Source organism: Terrisporobacter mayombei (assembly GCF_020748465.1).
GTDB lineage: Bacteria > Bacillota > Clostridia > Peptostreptococcales > Peptostreptococcaceae > Terrisporobacter > Terrisporobacter mayombei.
Genome location: NZ_JAHZMP010000001.1, coordinates 546,697 through 564,604 on the forward strand (window position 1 = coordinate 546,697; position 17,908 = coordinate 564,604).

At 27.4% G+C, this 17,908-nt stretch carries 21 protein-coding genes; 7 read left to right on the forward strand and 14 right to left on the reverse strand.

What is annotated here, in order from left to right; genetic code table 11:
• Positions 1-84: 84 nt before the first annotated feature.
• Positions 85-1,002, reverse strand: coding sequence for a S66 peptidase family protein (locus tag K0039_RS02690; protein ID WP_228103512.1), 918 nt, complete (start codon positions 1,000-1,002; stop codon positions 85-87).
• Between the two features lie 125 nt (positions 1,003-1,127).
• Between K0039_RS02690 and K0039_RS02695 the strand changes: the two genes are divergently transcribed.
• Positions 1,128-1,562, forward strand: coding sequence for a YrvL family regulatory protein (locus tag K0039_RS02695; RefSeq protein WP_228103513.1), 435 nt, complete (start codon positions 1,128-1,130; stop codon positions 1,560-1,562).
• 30 nt (positions 1,563-1,592) lie between these two features.
• Here the strand turns inward: K0039_RS02695 and K0039_RS02700 are convergent, their stop codons facing one another.
• Positions 1,593-2,867: a Gfo/Idh/MocA family protein gene (locus K0039_RS02700; RefSeq protein WP_228103514.1), complete on the reverse strand. Its 1,275-nt coding sequence runs from the start codon at positions 2,865-2,867 to the stop codon at positions 1,593-1,595.
• 72 nt (positions 2,868-2,939) lie between these two features.
• Positions 2,940-3,818, reverse strand: a complete 879-nt coding sequence (locus K0039_RS02705) for a DMT family transporter (RefSeq protein ID WP_228103515.1) — start codon at positions 3,816-3,818, stop codon at positions 2,940-2,942.
• A 211-nt stretch (positions 3,819-4,029) separates the two neighbouring features.
• Here K0039_RS02705 and K0039_RS02710 point away from each other — a divergent pair, with 211 nt between their 5' ends.
• Positions 4,030-4,650 carry a GntR family transcriptional regulator gene (locus K0039_RS02710; RefSeq protein ID WP_228103516.1) on the forward strand — a complete coding sequence of 207 codons (621 nt, stop codon included), beginning with the start codon at positions 4,030-4,032 and terminating at the stop codon, positions 4,648-4,650.
• Between the two features lie 66 nt (positions 4,651-4,716).
• On the opposite strand, the gene glpK is transcribed toward K0039_RS02710, so the two are convergent.
• The 5 genes from glpK to K0039_RS02735 form a co-directional block, all read right to left on the reverse strand.
• The gene (gene glpK, locus K0039_RS02715; RefSeq protein WP_228103517.1) at positions 4,717-6,222 is read right to left on the reverse strand and encodes a glycerol kinase GlpK; all 1,506 of its coding nucleotides are present in this window, start codon (positions 6,220-6,222) and stop codon (positions 4,717-4,719) included.
• 196 nt (positions 6,223-6,418) lie between these two features.
• On the reverse strand, positions 6,419-6,619 hold the full coding sequence (locus K0039_RS02720; RefSeq protein ID WP_018590168.1) for a cold-shock protein: 201 nt from the start codon (positions 6,617-6,619) through the stop codon (positions 6,419-6,421).
• Between the two features lie 143 nt (positions 6,620-6,762).
• The gene (locus tag K0039_RS02725) at positions 6,763-7,020 is read right to left on the reverse strand and encodes a DUF1294 domain-containing protein (RefSeq protein WP_228103518.1); all 258 of its coding nucleotides are present in this window, start codon (positions 7,018-7,020) and stop codon (positions 6,763-6,765) included.
• A gap of 10 nt (positions 7,021-7,030) precedes the next feature.
• The gene (locus K0039_RS02730; RefSeq protein WP_228103519.1) at positions 7,031-7,570 is read right to left on the reverse strand and encodes a hypothetical protein; all 540 of its coding nucleotides are present in this window, start codon (positions 7,568-7,570) and stop codon (positions 7,031-7,033) included.
• Positions 7,571-7,584: 14 nt separating this feature from the next.
• Entirely contained in the window at positions 7,585-8,394 is an 810-nt protein-coding gene (locus K0039_RS02735) for a class I SAM-dependent methyltransferase (protein ID WP_228103520.1), read from the reverse strand.
• Positions 8,395-8,493: 99 nt separating this feature from the next.
• Here K0039_RS02735 and K0039_RS02740 point away from each other — a divergent pair, with 99 nt between their 5' ends.
• Positions 8,494-9,012 (forward strand): superoxide dismutase family protein, encoded by a 519-nt coding sequence (locus tag K0039_RS02740; RefSeq protein WP_228103521.1) that lies wholly within the window; start codon positions 8,494-8,496, stop codon positions 9,010-9,012.
• Positions 9,013-9,155: 143 nt separating this feature from the next.
• Positions 9,156-9,797 carry a GyrI-like domain-containing protein gene (locus K0039_RS02745; RefSeq protein ID WP_228103522.1) on the forward strand — a complete coding sequence of 214 codons (642 nt, stop codon included), beginning with the start codon at positions 9,156-9,158 and terminating at the stop codon, positions 9,795-9,797.
• Positions 9,798-9,857: 60 nt separating this feature from the next.
• Here K0039_RS02745 and K0039_RS02750 read toward each other — a convergent pair whose 3' ends face one another.
• From K0039_RS02750 to K0039_RS02760, 3 genes are all read right to left on the reverse strand, one after another.
• The gene (locus tag K0039_RS02750) at positions 9,858-10,844 is read right to left on the reverse strand and encodes a CAP domain-containing protein (protein ID WP_228103523.1); all 987 of its coding nucleotides are present in this window, start codon (positions 10,842-10,844) and stop codon (positions 9,858-9,860) included.
• A 231-nt stretch (positions 10,845-11,075) separates the two neighbouring features.
• On the reverse strand, positions 11,076-11,333 hold the full coding sequence (locus K0039_RS02755) for a hypothetical protein (protein ID WP_228103524.1): 258 nt from the start codon (positions 11,331-11,333) through the stop codon (positions 11,076-11,078).
• 240 nt (positions 11,334-11,573) lie between these two features.
• Entirely contained in the window at positions 11,574-11,777 is a 204-nt protein-coding gene (locus K0039_RS02760) for a hypothetical protein (RefSeq protein WP_228103525.1), read from the reverse strand.
• A gap of 418 nt (positions 11,778-12,195) precedes the next feature.
• Between K0039_RS02760 and K0039_RS02765 the strand changes: the two genes are divergently transcribed.
• A complete protein-coding gene (locus tag K0039_RS02765; RefSeq protein ID WP_228103526.1) occupies positions 12,196-12,651 on the forward strand; it encodes a hypothetical protein in 456 nt (151 codons plus the stop codon).
• Positions 12,652-12,710: 59 nt separating this feature from the next.
• Here K0039_RS02765 and K0039_RS02770 read toward each other — a convergent pair whose 3' ends face one another.
• Positions 12,711-12,971 (reverse strand): TIGR03905 family TSCPD domain-containing protein, encoded by a 261-nt coding sequence (locus tag K0039_RS02770; RefSeq protein WP_228103527.1) that lies wholly within the window; start codon positions 12,969-12,971, stop codon positions 12,711-12,713.
• A 244-nt stretch (positions 12,972-13,215) separates the two neighbouring features.
• Between K0039_RS02770 and K0039_RS02775 the strand changes: the two genes are divergently transcribed.
• Both K0039_RS02775 and K0039_RS02780 read left to right on the forward strand, forming a co-directional pair.
• Positions 13,216-13,533, forward strand: coding sequence for a hypothetical protein (locus K0039_RS02775; RefSeq protein WP_228103528.1), 318 nt, complete (start codon positions 13,216-13,218; stop codon positions 13,531-13,533).
• A gap of 109 nt (positions 13,534-13,642) precedes the next feature.
• Entirely contained in the window at positions 13,643-14,401 is a 759-nt protein-coding gene (locus K0039_RS02780) for a peptidylprolyl isomerase (protein WP_228103529.1), read from the forward strand.
• A gap of 42 nt (positions 14,402-14,443) precedes the next feature.
• Here the strand turns inward: K0039_RS02780 and K0039_RS02785 are convergent, their stop codons facing one another.
• Positions 14,444-14,926: an Lrp/AsnC family transcriptional regulator gene (locus K0039_RS02785; protein ID WP_228103530.1), complete on the reverse strand. Its 483-nt coding sequence runs from the start codon at positions 14,924-14,926 to the stop codon at positions 14,444-14,446.
• Between the two features lie 155 nt (positions 14,927-15,081).
• Entirely contained in the window at positions 15,082-17,850 is a 2,769-nt protein-coding gene (locus tag K0039_RS02790) for a calcium-translocating P-type ATPase, PMCA-type (protein ID WP_228103531.1), read from the reverse strand.
• Positions 17,851-17,908 lie beyond the last annotated feature (58 nt).

Below are 17,908 nucleotides of genomic sequence, written 5' to 3' on the forward strand. Positions count from 1 at the left end.
CATTTCGTCTCTTCCTTGTTTTCGCTATTTTATTAATCTTGGTTACACCTCAAAATAAATCATCTTAAGGATAGTTTACTATCCTTAATTTATGCTTTTTATTATTTTTATTTCATTTTCATAACAGTTAAGATAACAATTCATATTTAAAGGTATGGTAACCATAGGCATACAGTGACCAGATTTCAAGTTATATATTGTTGGTTTTTTATTTTTTATAGCAATTTCTTTAAGTATATTTAAAATTCCTTCATCATTTTCAAATGCTTTTTTACAATTTGTAAATTCTCCAAATATTATTCCCTTACAATCATTAAATTTTCCTGCCATTTGCATGTGATTTAACATTCTATCAACTTTATAAGTATACTCTCCTATTTCTTCTATAAACAATATTTTATTTTTAGCGTCTATTTCATATTTAGTTCCTAGTGTTGAAACAATTACAGATAAATTTCCTCCAGTTATTATACCTTCACAACAACCTCCATATAAAGAAAATAATTTTTCATTATATGGATTTTCAATTATTAATTCTTCTTTGAAATTTAAAGCTTTTATCAATGAGTTATGTGTAAAGTTATCCCATTTTTTAATACTTGCTGCCATAATTCCATGATAAGTTGCTAAATTAGATAGCTGATTTATAGCTATATGAAGGGCTGTAACATCAGAAAAACCTATAAATATTTTAGGATTATCTCTAATTATAGTAAAGTCTATTAAATCAAGAATCCTAGCACATCCATATCCTCCCCTAACACAAATAATAGCATCTACATCCTTATCTAAAAACATTCGCTCCAAATCTAATGCTCTATCTTTATCTTTGCCACTTAAATATCCTTTGTATGATAAATAACAACTTTTACCTATTTTAACTTGATAGCCCAATCTATTTAATTCATATTTTATTTCCTCTATTTTTATATTTCTTAATGGTCCTGCTGGTGCAATCAACCCTATTGTATCTCCTTTTTTTAAAAACTTTGGATACTTCATATTATCCCCCATTCCATAATATTTTACTTATTTATTAGCATTTTATACGAATTCCCATCGTAATATTACTATGAGTAATTTTTATAAATATTTATAGTTATATATTATTAAAATCTTTCTAGGAGTTGATTAATATAAAAAAAGAAAAAATAATATTAAAATTTACCCTGCTTTCTTTTATTATCTATATGGTTACCATGTTAATTTTTGAGGCAATTATATATACAGTAGCTGGAATAGGTTTTTTATCTTTTTTAGGATTTACATATGATTCATATATGAGTGTTATAATCTTTTTAATAATTTGCTATATTATGCTTATACCTGCTGATTATTATACGTCTATTTTAATTGGTTTGTTTAAAGCTAAAAGCAATATTTCTAGGTTTCAACAAAGAGCTATAGATTTTATTTTATATACTTCATTTTCTTGTTTAGTAGTTGGGATTGTGGATTTTTTTATGGATGGAATAAGTATAAGTCCTGCTAATCAAATTCTCTTTGTTTTACTTTATTATCTACTAGAAATATATTCTGATGTATTACTTTTAAGCAAATAAAAAAAAGTCTATCAAAAGATAGACTTTTTTTTATTTGCTTAAAAGTAATTTTTCAATTTTCTTGGTCATTTCGCAGGATTCACTCCAAAACTCACCTATATCTACTATAGTTTCGCTTACATTTGCAAATTCACATGCAAATCCTGTAACATGACTATTTATTGTTGAAAGAACACTAGATTTCAAATTATTAAGATTTCTATTTTCTATTTCATTTATAAAAGCTTTTATTAGCTTTCCATCAGCATTCTCTTTATCAAATTTTATTACTACTTCTTTCTCATTTATAAATTTTTTAATAATAATAGTGTTTTCTTGCAAGTCTGCATAAATTTCTCCATGAGTAAACATAAGCGTTATGTTTCTATTTTCTTCCTTAGTAAATGCACTAATATTAAGTGTAGCTGTAATACTATTTTTAAATTTAAGTATGCTTATTAAATTATCAGAAACATTATTATCACAAGAATATACACATTGACCATATTGTCCTTCTTCTAATATATTCTTCAAGTTCTCCTTAGTTAGATTTATATGTACTGCCTGGATCATTTCATCATCATCAAGGTAAATTTTTTGAGCGCAATAAGGACATTCTTTATCTTTACTACATCTTATACATAATTCACTCATATCTAGTTGTAGATTTTTTCTTATAAAGTGATTTAGTTGACCAAAAGAAGAAATCTTTTCACATTGTGAATTTGTTAAGAATTCAAGTATATCTAAATCATAACAACTATTTGTTAAAATAAGAGGAGCTGTATCATTGTCCAATCTCCAGTTTCCTCTTACAAAATTATGTACAAATTTCTTGTATCCTATATAAGAATTATAGTTAATATTAATTAAACTTCCCATCTCTTTACTTAATATTATTTCTCTAAGCTTTAAGAATAATTTTGAATATCTAAAAGGCATTGCAGCCATAAAAACTTTATCTTTGTTATTTTTACATATATCTTTTAAATGAACTAATTTATCTAGATTGTTAGCCACAGGACCTTCAACTAAAACGTCATAACCTTTTTCTAAAGCTGTCGTAGCTATATAAAAGTTTGTATTATCATTACTACAAACTATAACTGCATCTGCCATTTTTTCTTTTTCAAAAAAATCATTTATATCTTCAAATACTTTATCTTCAGATAAATCGAATATTTCCTTAAACTTTTCTTTTCTTCCTATTTTTCTTTCTACAACTGCTACAACTTCACATATATCATTATTATCTTTTATAAATTCACCATAAGTGTATCTCCCCCTTACACCTGCTCCAATTATAGCTAATTTAATTTTATTCATCAAAAAATCCCCTTTATTAGAAAAATAAATTACTTCTATAAATAATTATAATATATATCTTTCATATTTAGATTATTTTCTTAACTTATCTTGTCTTTTGGTATATAAAAACATATATAAAGCTGCAGCAAAAATTATTAAGTAACCTACAACACTAATACTATCTGGATATACACCAAATAAGAATATGCTTAAAATAGCTGAGAATATTATATTGCTATAATCAAATATGGAAATTTCTTTAGCTGGCGCATATTTATATGCTAAGGTAACTCCAAATTGACCTAGGCTAGCAAATACCCCTGCTAATATTAAATAGGTGAACTGCATAGATGTCATTGGCTCATAAACCATTAGAAACATTGGCAAAACTGTAATTAATGAAAATGTAGAAAAGAAAAATACAATGGTATAATACTCTTCTTTATTTCCTAGCATTCTTACAAAAGTATAAGCAAGAGCAGCGAATACTGCACTTAAAAAGCCTATCATGTATGGGACAACCCTAATATCAAAAGTAGGTTTTATTATAAATAATGCTCCAATAAATGCAACAATTATAGCTGATATTTGCTTTACATTAATTTTTTCCTTTAATATTAAAGCACAAAATATTACTACTAAAAATGGACTTATTTTATTTAGCATATTTGCATCTGATAATACTAGTTTATCTATAGCATAATAATTAAAAATAACTCCAATTGTCCCAAATATAGAACGATAAATTAATATTTTTCTATTTTCTTTTTTTCCTGTAAAACTTCCTTTATGTTTTATAATTAAAAATAATGCAATTATTGCAGCTACTAAATTTCTAAAAAACACTTTTTGCATATTAGGTAAGTCACCTGATAATTTTATAAAAGCTGACATAACTGCAAATCCAAAGGCAGATAAAATTATAAAGAATATGCCTTTTAATCTGTTTGATCTTGTTATTTCACTCATTTTTTCTCCTTTTATTATTAATTTTTTCTAAAATTGTACTAATCTATTTTATATGGGTAAAATACAATAGTCAAATTTTTTATACCCATTTCATTACATTTATATTTATACATATTCATATTTTTTATGATAGTATATTGCATATTTCTAAATTATCTATACAATATTAATAGTGATATTATTTTACAATTTTAAAGTAGAAGGTGAATAAATGAAAGAAAAGTATACCGTTCCTATATATCAAAAAATAGCATTAGATTTAGCAAATAAGATACATACTGGGGACATAAAAGAAGGTAGTACTCTTTATGGTCGTTCTATACTTGCTGGAAAATATAATGTTTCTCCAGAGACAATAAGAAGATCAATAAAACTACTAGAAGATATCGACATAGTTGAAAGTATAAAAGGTAAGGGTGTAATAGTATTATCTTCTAATAATGCATTATCTTTTATAAAAAAATATGAAGATATTACAAATATATCTTCTTATAAAAGTAATTTATATAGATTACTTGAAGATAAATCAAGAATTGATAACGATATAATTCTTACATTAAACAAAATATTAGATTATTCTGATAGATTAGAAGTTATTAATCCGCTAGTCCCTATACAATTTACTGTAGAAGCTCACTGTAAATTTATTGGAAAGACAGCTGCCGAGACTAAATTTTGGCAAAATACAGGCGCTACCATTGTTGCAATAAAAAGAGGAGATGAATTAATTATTTCTCCAGGACCTTATATAGTATTTATGGAAAAAGATATCTTATTAGTTGTTGGTGATAGGTATATTTACAACTCAGTGCCAACTTTCTTATACGATTAAATTTTTACTTGGAAATTTACTATTAATAAAGGCATATGAAGTTTGTAATCTTCATATGCCTTCTTATTATTCTTCGTCTTCTCTAGCCCAATCAAGCGCTCTAGATACAGACTTTTTCCATCCCTTGTATAGTTTTTTTCTTCTCTCCTCTTCCATAAAAGGTACAAAATGCTTATCTAACTTGCAATTATTTTTTATACTACTAAGATCATTATAAAAACCTACTGCTAATCCTGCTAAGTATGCTGCACCAAGAGCAGTTGTCTCTACAATTTTAGGTCTATCTATATTTACATTTAAAATATCTGATTGAAACTGCATTAAGAAATTATTTTTACTAGCACCACCATCAACTCTTAAATCTTTTAATAATATATTAGAGTCTTCTTCCATGGCAGAAAGCACATCCTTAGTTTGATAAGCTATAGATTCTAAAGTTGCTCTAATTATATGCTCCTTTTTTGCACCTCTACTAAGACCAAGTATACTTCCCCTTGCATACATATCCCAATATGGCGCACCAAGACCTGTGAAAGCTGGTACCACGTATACACCGTTTGTATCCTCTACTTTATTTGCATAATCTTCACTATCAGAAGCATTCTTTAACATACGAAGTTCATCTCTAAGCCATTGAATAGATGCACCTCCCATAAATATACTTCCTTCTAATGCATAAGTTACGCTCTCTCCAATTCCCCATGCAATTGTTGTTAATAATCCATTTTTTGATTTAACTAATTTATTTCCTGTATTCATTAATAAAAAACAGCCTGTTCCATAAGTATTTTTAGCACTACCTTCTTCAAAACAAGTTTGTCCAAATAGTGCTGATTGTTGATCTCCTGCACAACCTGTAATAGGCACTTGTTCTCCTAATATATGCATATCTGTATTACCATATACGTAGCTAGATGGTTTAACATCAGGAAGCATACTTAATGGAATATCAAGCTCTTTCAGTATATCTTCATCCCATTTTAATTCATTTATGTTAAACATCATAGTTCTAGAAGCATTGGAGTAATCTGTAACGTGAACTTTTTTATTTGTTAGTTTCCATATTAGCCAGGTATCTACTGTTCCAAATAAAAGATCTCCTCTTTCAGATTTTTGTCTAGCACCTTTCACATTGTCTAATATCCATTTAACTTTCGTTGCAGAAAAATATGCATCTATTATAAGGCCCGTCTTATCCCTTATAACCTGCTCTAAATTTTTCGCCTTCAATTCATCACAAATCTTTGAGGTCCTTCTACATTGCCATACAATAGCGTTATAAATAGGTCTTCCTGTATTTTTATCCCATACTATTGTAGTTTCTCTTTGATTTGTTATTCCTATAGCAGCTATTTCTTTTGGATCTATTGACGCAGTTTCTACAGCTTCTCTCATCACGCCACTTTGACATCCCCAAATTTCCATAGGATCATGCTCTACCCATCCTGACTGTGGGAATATTTGACTGAACTCTTTTTGTGATACAGATACTATTTCACCTTGTTTATTAAAAATTACCGCTCTAGAACTTGTTGTTCCTTGATCGAGGGCAATTACATATTTTTTTTCCATCAATCTTCCTCCCATTTAAAAAATGAAGTTCTATATTAAAATCATATTATCTTTCTATATATTTTAATTATATATTTTCATAATTAGTTTGTAAAAGAATTTTACATATTGTTTTAATTAATTTAGATAATATACCTCTTATTTTTCCATTAAAAAAGATCCCCGCAGGGATCTTAAAAGCATTCTGACAAATATATTATAATATAGTTATGTTAGCTGCTTGAAGACCTTTAGCACCTTCAACTATATCAAAGCTTACTTTTTGACCTTCTTCTAATGATTTGAATCCATCACCTTGTATAGCTGTGAAATGAGCGAATACATCATCTCCACCTTCTACAGATATAAATCCGAATCCTTTTTCGTTGTTAAACCACTTTACTGTTCCGTTATTCATTTTGGAATCTCCTATAAACCTACATCAAGCTTTTCTTGACTTACTGTGTATTTCTACAATATTTATTATAACATTATATTTTCAAAATAGCTACCTTTTTATTTTTGCAATTTTAATTGCCTAAATGTCACTTATATAAACATTTATAGTATTTTCATTATACTGTAACTCATTATTATATTAGCTATTAGCAATAGGGGAACACCATATACAAATTTGTTGTGTTTGGTTTTATGATGAAACTTATACATTCCCATTAACAGCCCTAGACTTCCTCCTATAATGCATATAAAAAACAAGTTCTTTTCTGGTATTCTGTAAGTATTATTTATAGCTTTTTTCTTGTCTATATTCATTATAAAAAATCCAATTAAATTTATTATTATTGAGTAATATATCAATTTACCTCTCCTAACTAACTTCCTCAATTTTTATACCTTTTACTATGCTATCTATTATACTTGCATTGTTGTTGTAATTTTCCATATCTGTTTCTAAATGTATGCGAAAATCCCATTGCTCTGTAGAGATTAATATGTCTTCATTGAAAGATTCTTTGCCATCTATTTTAGTCTTATATGTAGCTTTAATAGCTGGATAAGATAAATTCATACTCATTTCATCATTTATACTTTTATTATTGTGTTTCAAGTCATATATATCTTTATTTTCTATGTATACTGGGAAGTCTGAATACTCTTTATGCTTCATTCTTTCTAAAGTAAATTTAATATCTTCATATTTGTAACTTTGTTTGTAATATCCATCATCTTTATTTTCTTCATCTATAAATTCACTTTCTGTAAAGTACTTACTATTGCTCACCATTATTAAATTTACAGACGGTGTATTTTTACCTTCTTCCACCACTTCTTTCTTACTTTCTTTGTTATTGCATCCTACGCTAAATAATAAGCATAGTGATATAATTAAGATACTTAATCTTTTCAATTTAATTCCTCCTTTTACCCTACACTCCATATAAGAGTAGCTATAGTAGAATTTATTTCTTCTTCTATATACCCATTATGACTTATGTCTTTCAAAATTTGTATTATTTTCTTTTCCTCATCCTCATTGATTCTTCTAATTATTTTTATTCTTTTTATATAGGTTCTACAGGCTTTTTCCAATGGTTCCTTATAAAGCCAACGTTTCTCTTCATAATTGATTTTTGGCATATAACCTTGTAAAAATAGCATATTAAGAGTATATAAAAAATTTAAATTTTGTTCATTATCTAAAATATTAAAAATTTTGCCTAGTTTATCATAAACAGATTCTTTTCTTTTTATATTGCTTCTTAGTACACAATATTTCTTACTAGCTTCATTCATTTTTTCAAGAGTAGACGCACTTTGTATGGCAGGAGTCATGGATGCAAAAACTAAATCAAACTTTTTATATAAATTTGATTTTTTCATATTTAGTTCATGCCAATCTTCACAAATAAAATAAGCATTATTAATATTAAACTTTCTTTTATTCTCATTAGCATAATCTATCATTTTGGGTGATAAATCCATTCCATATATATGTCTACATTCTCTAGATAATGCAAGAGTATATTTTCCACCTCCACACCCTACATCTAGTACTTTAAAATCATCATTTATTAAATTTTCATATTTTAAAAGTTTTATAAATTTATCATTTTCCATAGTTGGTATTGTATAATTTCCAAAATGATCTGCCTTTTCATCCCATAAGTTTATATTAGCTTCTTTATCCTGATCCTTCAATCTCCACTTCAATTTTATTTCGTTTATATCCATTTATTCCCCTCCCTGACATTTCCCCTATTTATATTGTAACAATTTATATTCAAAAATCATAAAATACTTTATATAATTTTAAATATAAGGGGGTTGAATATGGACTTTTCAATAATAAATAATGAGATGACTAAAGTTTTTTCATCTTATCGACCTAATTATCCTACAGCTATTGCAAAAATGCAAGGTAATGAAAATAATCCGTCCTTAGAAGGTGAAGTGCTTTTTTATCAATTAGATGACGGTGTCTATATTAAAGCTTATATTATAGGAATACCAAATACTGATTCTAAGGGTGAACCTACAAAATTTCATGGTTTTCATATACACGAAATAGGAGATTGTAGTCTTGGAACACCTCAAAATCCTTTTCCATCTACAGGAGGGCATTTTAACCCAGGTAACAATAATCATCCTTTTCATGCAGGAGATTTACCTCCTATTTTGTCTGCTAATGGTGTTGGTATTTTATCCGTATTTACAAACAATTTCCGTGTAATAGATATACTAGAAAGATCTGTTATTCTTCATGAGGACCGCGACGATTTTACTTCCCAACCATCTGGTATGTCTGGAAATAAGATTGCTTGTGGTGTAATATTACCTTATCATTATTAAATAGTTTTTAGAGTATTATTAAATAGTTTTAATGATACTCTTTTATTTTTACAAACTTGACAATAATCAGCAATCTAACTACCATTTACTTAGTAGATTTTATTATTTGTCTAATTTTTTTAAGTGATGCATAAGGAGGACTTATGATTGAAAAGTATGATTTTAAAAAAGAGTATAAAAACTTATATTCATCAAGACAAAAACCAATATTAATAGATGTTCCACCTTTAAATTATATTATGATAGATGGTAGAGGAAAGCCAACAGGAGAGAACTACCAAAATGCTATGCAAATTTTATACGCACTTACTTATACTATTAAAATGAGTAAGAAAGGAGATAAGCATATTGATGGCTATTATGAGTATGTAATTCCTCCTTTAGAAGGTTTGTGGCACTTAGAAAATGGTAAGCTTGACTTTAATGTAAGCAAAGACAAATGGCTATGGACTTCTATGATTGCCCAACCCAACTTTGTAGATGAGTATATTTTTAATTGGGCTTTAGATGAATGTAAAAATAAAAAACCTAATTTAGATTTTTCAAAAACTAGATTTAAAACTTTTAATGAAGGTCTTTGTGTACAGTCTATGCATATTGGCTCTTATGATGATGAACAAAAAACTATTGCTAAAGTCGAAAAATATATTGAAGAAAACAATTTAGCAAATATTACAAGTAATATTAGAAAACACCACGAAATTTATTTATCTGACCCTCGAAGAACTTCACCTGAAAAATTAAGAACCATTCTTAGATTTCCTGTAGAGAGAATTTCATTTTAAAAAAAGGGCTGTGTTATAACAATATTTAATTGTTTATTACACAACCCTTTTAATTATTTATTATTTACCTATAAACATTTGTGTCCAATATAAAGTTCCATTTGAACTTTTTGCTACTCCCACACCTATATCTGTGAAGTTTGGATTTAATATGTTTTCTCTATGTCCTTGAGAATTCATCCAAGCATTTACAACTTCTGCTGGATTTTTTTGCCCCATAGCTATATTTTCTCCTGCTGCTCTATAGCTTATGTTAAATTGCTTCATCATATCAAATGGTGAACCATAAGTTGGAGAAGTATGGCTAAAGTAATTTTTATTTATCATATCTTGTGACTTTAATGTTGCCACATTAGATAATTGAGTGTTAAAAGATAATTCACTTAAGCCTCTTTTACTTCTTTCCACATTAACAAGTCTAGTTACTTCTTTTTGGAAGCTTGAAAATGATCCTGTTGCACTTTGATTATTATCAGTACTTGGCTTTTCAGCTATATTATCATTTTTGTCATTTGTGTTGTTATTATTTTGGTTATTATTGTTTCCTGGTTTAGTATTGTTATTACTTTGGTTATTATTGTTTCCTGGTTTAGTATTGTTATTACCTTGGTTGTTATTGTTTCCTGGTTTAGTATTGTTATTACATTGGCTATTATTGTTTCCTATATTAGTATTGTTATTACATTGGTTATTATTGTTTCCTGTATTAGTTTTGTTGTTACATTGGTTATTGTTATTCCCTGTATTAGTTTTGTTGTTACATTGGCTATTTTTATTTTCTGTATTAGTTTTGTTGTTACATTGGTTATTTTTATTTCCTGTATTAGTTTTGTTGTTACATTGATTATTTTTACCTTCTTGTGATGATTTATTATCTGATTTTAAAGGTATTTCATATTTTTTACCATTTACATTAAGGTGTATTGCTCCTTTTGTCTTATAATTATCAATTGCTTTTTTACATAGCGCGCTTGATGATACTACACTAGATCCTGCTATTACAGTAACTAATCCAGCTGTCAATAATGTCTTTAATTTTTTATTCATACTATCCACCGTCCTATTTTCTAATTTTGTAACTTTTTTGTAACCTTGTATGTACAGGTTACCCCTGTGATTAGTATTCTAACATCATTTCATTAGATTTTTTACTGTTATTTAATGTAAATTTATTATTTTGCCCTTAAAATCATTGAAATATACATGATTTTTTATAAAAAAATACAACATAATTTTCATTATGTTGTAACTTTTCAAATTCATTTTGTAACCTTTTTGTTAATTATCAAAATCTATATGATATGTTTGTCCATTTGATTTTATATCTAAATAAGATAAATTAAATTGTTCTTCCATTACATCTATTTTGTACTCATATATTACATCATCTTCTTTTTTACTCATAAATATGTAACTACCTTCTTCTTTATCTTCTATTTCATCACATATTTCATCATAAATTTCTTCTCCACTTATTGACCCTTTATATCCAGATGCATATATTTTATCTTCTATCATTTTATATAACTCTTCCATTTGATGACACTCCTTAATAATAATTTTTTATTATAATTATATATTATACACAAATATAAAGTAATTAAAATATTTTCTTTATTTCCTATCTTATAAATCTATGGCCATAATTAACTTCTTATAAAAAATAACAAAAATCCAAATTATTATTAATATTCAATTTTTAATTCATCTGCTATTATGTTTACTGTGTACTTAGCAACTTACCTAATAAAATCGTAGCATTTATTGAATTTTTCTTCACTTCCTCCAAATAGTAAAACTATTGATATGTTTGTCGCTGATAATGTGGCAAACCGAGGCAACTCTAACAGTACTATCATCTACGTTCATATCAAAATTGATTACTATTGCTTTTAGTACTGATTCTGAACATAATAATTTTTCATTTTTAAAGTAGTTCTGTGCCTCTTCTCCAATTGAATTTAAATCAAATTTTTTCATAATAAATCCCCCTTATTTTTTCATAATAAATTTACATTAAATTCTAATTACCTCTTTATAATTAATGTAAAGATAATCTTAGTGATATGGATTTTAATATCCTTGATGATGATGAAAAATTTTTCGTCATCATCTCCCCTTATTTTTACTTCCACAAAAATATATCGTTAATATTACAACAGTTATATTAATTAGATTACAAACCACTCTCCATTCAATAAAATTATTATTATTTTAAAAATCTTTTCCTATCTCATTTATTTTCTTTTTATACTTTTTATGTTAAAATAGTTATTATATTTTGATAAGCTTGAATATAAATTTTAATAGATATTTTGTTAATAATATAAATATAATATTTGTTTCAAGTATCAAAGATAAATAGATTAAATTCTATTAAGGAAACAGGAGGATTGAAATGAGCATAAGACAAAAATTTGCCGAATCATTTGCAAAATCTAAAACAATGAGCGGCCCAGAAAAAAGAGCCAACGAAATAATGGGGAAAATCCTTTTAAAAAAAGCTATACTTCCAATAGTTGCTATGGTTGTAGTTATTATAGCATTTGCTGCACTAAGAATTAATGGTTGGTATGCTTTTGCAATAAACATAGCAATAGCAATTGGTACTTTCTTCTATATGAGAAATGCAAGTAAAAAGTATCAAGCTTTTAAACCTTATGTTGGTAACTTAATAAAAGTTGAGAAAAAAGGTAAAAAGGAATATGTTGCAATCATAAAACAAGGTAAAATGCCTGTTAAATTACAAATCGCCTATGGTGGAGAAGATTTAGAAAACATTAAGAAAAATCAACTTGTACAAATAAGCTACAACCCAGATTACAAAATAGCTATACTAGTTACAAAGCAATAATATTGATTAATACATATAAAAAACTTCTACTAAAAATAGTAGAAGTTTTTTATTATTCTCTAATCTTTACTAAGTACATAGTCTCTATAAATCTTCAGTGCCTTTGCAAGCTGATCTGGACAAGATGTATTCTTATTTCTACAAGGTATATATTCAAGCTGATCAATTATTTCATCAATATGTCCTCCTTCAACAAAATGTTTTAAAGCTATTAATGATCCATCACATCCTCCATCAAATACAACATCTAGTAAAATATCATCTTCTATATTTAATAAAATCGATTTTGCACAAACACCATGAGTATAATATCTATACATTTTCTTCACCCCCATAATAATTTATGATTAAAAAAATGCTATAATGATATTATAATTGTTTATCTTAATATAATTTAATGTTTAAGAAGTAAAGCTGAGGTAAATAGTAATAGTAAAATATTACTCATGCGAAAGGAGTATAACTTTGAAAAAAGAATATTATTTAGAAATGGGTTTTCGGGGGCTAACTCTTCTTTTTTGGCCCATAATAATATACAAATGGATTTTCATTCCAAATATTTATATGGAAAGAAATTCTTTTTTAATCTTTACTATTTTGGCAGTAATATACATAATAAATATTGGAATTTTACAAATAAAATATAAATTTTTAGATAATATAGTAATATGCTATAGAATTTCCACATTAATGTCTTTTATATTAACATTAGCATCTTTTCTGCTATATCCTACTAATATAACATTAATGTGGTTAAAATTATTATCTATTTTTATCTACTTCTATATTTCTTTTAAAAATGTTTATAATCACAAAATAGAAGAATGTGTAGTAGGTATGATTAGTGCAGTATTATTGTTAGTCATAAGCATATGCTATTAATTACCATATATTTATATAAGGAAATATTAGACATAGTATATATTTTTTGGTATTATTTATACTGAAAGCTATTATAAAATTTTAAGGGTACAAAGGAGTAACTAATAATATGGAAAAGAAAATATTAGCTAAAGTTGGAGAAAAAGAAATCTCTAACTTAGACGTTCAAAGTGCAATCCAAGGACTAGATCCTTACCAAGCACAACAATTTCAAACTGAAGAAGGTCAAAAATATGTATTAGATGATTTAATAAATCAAGAATTACTATACATGTATGCAAAAGATAACAAAATAGACCAAGATGAAGAATTCAGAAATGAAATGAAAAGAGTAGAAGAAAATGTATTAAAACAATACGTTATAAACAAAATATTAACTAGTGTTAAATTAACTGAAGAAGAAAAAAGAGCTTTCTTTGAAGCTCAAAAGCAAAACTTCTCTAAACCAGAAACTGCTTCAGCTAAACATATATTAGTTGATACTGAGGAAAAAGCTAATGATATATTAGGTAAAATAAATACTGGTGAAGTATCATTTGAAGATGCTGCTAAAGAACATTCTTCTTGCCCATCAAAAGATGCTGGTGGAGACTTAGGGTCTTTTGGAAGAGGACAAATGGTTCCAGAGTTTGAGGAAGCTGTATTCAATATGAATAAAGGTGAAGTAAGCCAACCTGTTAAAACTCAATTCGGATATCACTTAATTAAATTAGAAGATAGAAAAGAAAGTATTCTTCCTGAGTATGATGAAGTTGCTGAAGAAGTAGGAAAAACTTTATTATACCAAAAACAAGGTGAAGTTTATCAACAAAAACTAAACGAAGTTAAGAATACATTACCTAACGCAGTTGAATATATGAGTAACTAAATTAATAAAACAGCTCTTAGACAATCTAAGAGCTGTTTTTTATTATATAAATATTCCATTACTTTTATATTTTTTAGTTATTAAATTAAAATTTACTTCTGTCACTCCTTTAATTTTATACACTTCCTCAAATATAAAATTATTTAGTTCTTGAAAATCTTTAACATATCCATGAACATGTAGTTCACTTTTCCCCGTCGTAGCATATACTGATTCTATTTGTGGATGTTTGCAAAGTTCATTTGCAACAAAATCAATTTCACTTGGTGTTGCAGATATTTGTAAAAACAAAGCTGTATTAAGTCCTACTTTAGGTGAGTTAACCTGTACTGTAAACTTTTCAATTATTCCCTCTTCTGTCATTTTCATAACTCGCTCTCTTACAGCCATACGAGATAGATGTACTTCTCTTGCTATTTCTGCATAAGAAATCCTACAATCGTTTGCCAATAGCCTTAATATGTCCATGTCAATCTTATTTAACTTCAGGCCAATTTTATTAAAGTTCAAAGTATCTTCTTTCATAAAATCAACACCCCCCCTTAAAGTCAATTATATCATCATAAAATAAGGGTGTATACATAATTTCCCATTATATGTTGTTTTTTGTATATTATTTTAAACTCTTTTGTACTTTTGTATGTTAAAACTTTTATTAATTTATCTAAATAGAAATTTTGTTATCTTCTAAATAAAAGATCTCTTTGTTTCTTTACTATTCTAAGTGCTAGTTTAACGATTTCATTTAAAATAAGTACCATAGAAGATAATAAAATTATTTTACACCACATAACTACACTTAATGGAACTGAGCTAAAAAATTCTCTAAATATTTGTGTAAATAATATCTGAGCTACTGCTGTAAGAAAAATCACTTCAAGAGCTAATTTATTTTTGAAAAAATTTGGTATTGTACTATTTAGTCCAAACTCTCTACAGCTTAATGCATTAAACAATGCACTAAATGCAAATAATGAAAATATAACAGTTCCGTGTTCTGTTGGCGCAGCGTTAAGTATATTAAAATACTCTTGTAATTGAACTATAGATACTATAAGCATTGCATTAATAAATATATTAATACACATACTTCGAGCTATAATACCTGCATTTCTTCTTATTGGTTTTCTTTTAAGAACATAATCTCTTACAGGCTCTAAGCCTAAAGCTAGCGCTGGAGGTCCATCCATAATTATATTCACCCATAATAATTGTATTGTTGTAAAAGGCATTTCTTGTCCTAAAACTTGTGATATTATAGCTGTAATAAAGGCAACTATATTCACTGTAAGTTGAAACTGTATAAATCTTTGGAAGTTTTCATATATTCCTCTTCCCCATTTTATTCCATCAACTATAGTACTAAAACTATCATCTGTTAAAATTATATCCGATGCGTTTTTTGAAACTTCGGTTCCTGATATTCCCATTGCAATTCCTACATCTGCTTTACTTAATGCTGGTGCATCATTTATTCCGTCTCCAGTAACAGCTACAACTTCCATATTCTTTTGTAATGCTTGTACAACTCTCATCTTTGTGTCAGGTTTTGAGCGAGCAACTATGGATATTTCATTAATTTCTTCTCTTAATTCTTCTTCTGACAATATATCAATATATGTAGCTTCAACAGCTTTTTTATTTCCATCTAATAATCCTATTTCTTTTCCTATGGCTATAGCTGTATTAATATTATCACCTGTAAGCATTTTAACTTTGACACCCGCATTATAAGCTGTTTCAATAGATTCTTTTACTCCTTCTCTCAAAGGATCTACAATTCCCACAAACCCACTAAATATTAAATCACTGTCATTTTCATACAGCTCTATATATTCATTAAGATATTGTACATCTTCAAATGTTGCAGCAACTTCCATAGATGCCCTATCTATATTTTTATAAGCGAATCCTAAAGTTCTCATTGATTTATTTTGAAGTTTTTTAATTTCACTTAATAAATGTTTTTTTATTTGAGGTGTCATTCTAACAATATCTTTTCCTTTTTGTAAATAATCACATTTTTTTATTAAAACTTCTGGAGCCCCTTTACTTAGAAATATTCCCTTATTCTCTATATCAATTAAAGAAAACATTCTTTTTTTCTCTGAGCTAAAAGGTACTTGAGATAATAAATTAGTATTTCGTCTAAAACTCTTATAGTCTTTGTCAATATGATATAAAAGAAGAGCACATTCTGTTGCACTTCCTATATATTTATAAGACTCGTCCACTTTTTCTATATCAGCCGTTGAATTTACTATGCAGTTTTCTTCAAAATAACTATAACTCCTATATCCTTTACTATTTATATACTTTCCATCAATATAGGCAACTTCCACAACCATCTTATTTTTAGTTAAAGTTCCCGTTTTGTCTGAACAAATTACAGACACACATCCAATAGTTTCACATGCTTCCTTTTTAGTTACTAGTGCATTTATTTTAGCCATCTTTTGCATAGTAATAGCTAGTGTAATATTAACCATAGTTGGTAGACCTTCTGGAACAGTAGCTACAATCAAAGCTATGCACACCATATATATATCCTTTGCAGGCTCTAATGATTGTAAAAATGGAATAATTCCTGAACTATTTAAACTTATTTGTCCATTTATACTCATTTTTGTAATCATATATATACATAATAAAAATGATATAACGCCTGAAATACCTGCAATCTTAGCTCCTAATTTACCAAGTTTTATTTGAAGTGGAGTCTGTACACTATCATCACTTATATTTTGAGCTATCTTGCCCATCTCAGTTTTATCACCAGTAGCAGTTACAAGCATTGTTCCTCTTCCATAAGCTACAAATGTTCCTCCAAATACCATGTTTATTTGTTTTGCTGGTATTGTCTCTTGTTCTATTATTTCAGTTTTTCCATAAATAACTTCCATTTCTACTATTTCATCTGAACTCTTAGCAACATCTGCCGATTCTCCTGTAAGCATGTCCTCTCTTAACTTTAAATTTATTGACTCTATTAACCTTCCATCAGCTGGTATCATATTTCCGCTTTCTATATAAACTATATCTCCAGGTACTAAGTCTCTCTTAGAGATCTGATGAATATTTCCTTCTCTTAATACTTTCACTTCTATATTGTCAGTTAACTTAGATAGAGCTTCAGCTGCTTTTTTTGATTTACTTTCCGTTATAGCTCCTATAGATAACCCTAATAAGACTGCTATAAAAATTCCAATGGCGTCATGTATTTCTCCTATAAATGCACTTATTACAGCTGCAGTTAGCAAAATAAGTATCATAGGTTCCATAACACTCTCACTTATAATTTCATACAAAGGCTTCCTTTCTTTAACTTTGAACTCATTATAACCATAAGTCTTTCGTCTTAATTCTACGTCATTACTACTTAATCCCGTTTCACTGCTTGCTTTTAAATACTTTAAGCTTTCATTAGTTGATTTATTATAGTATCTCATATTTTTATCCCCCTAGTTACTTTCATTCAAACTTATATAAATATATGTATATATTTAT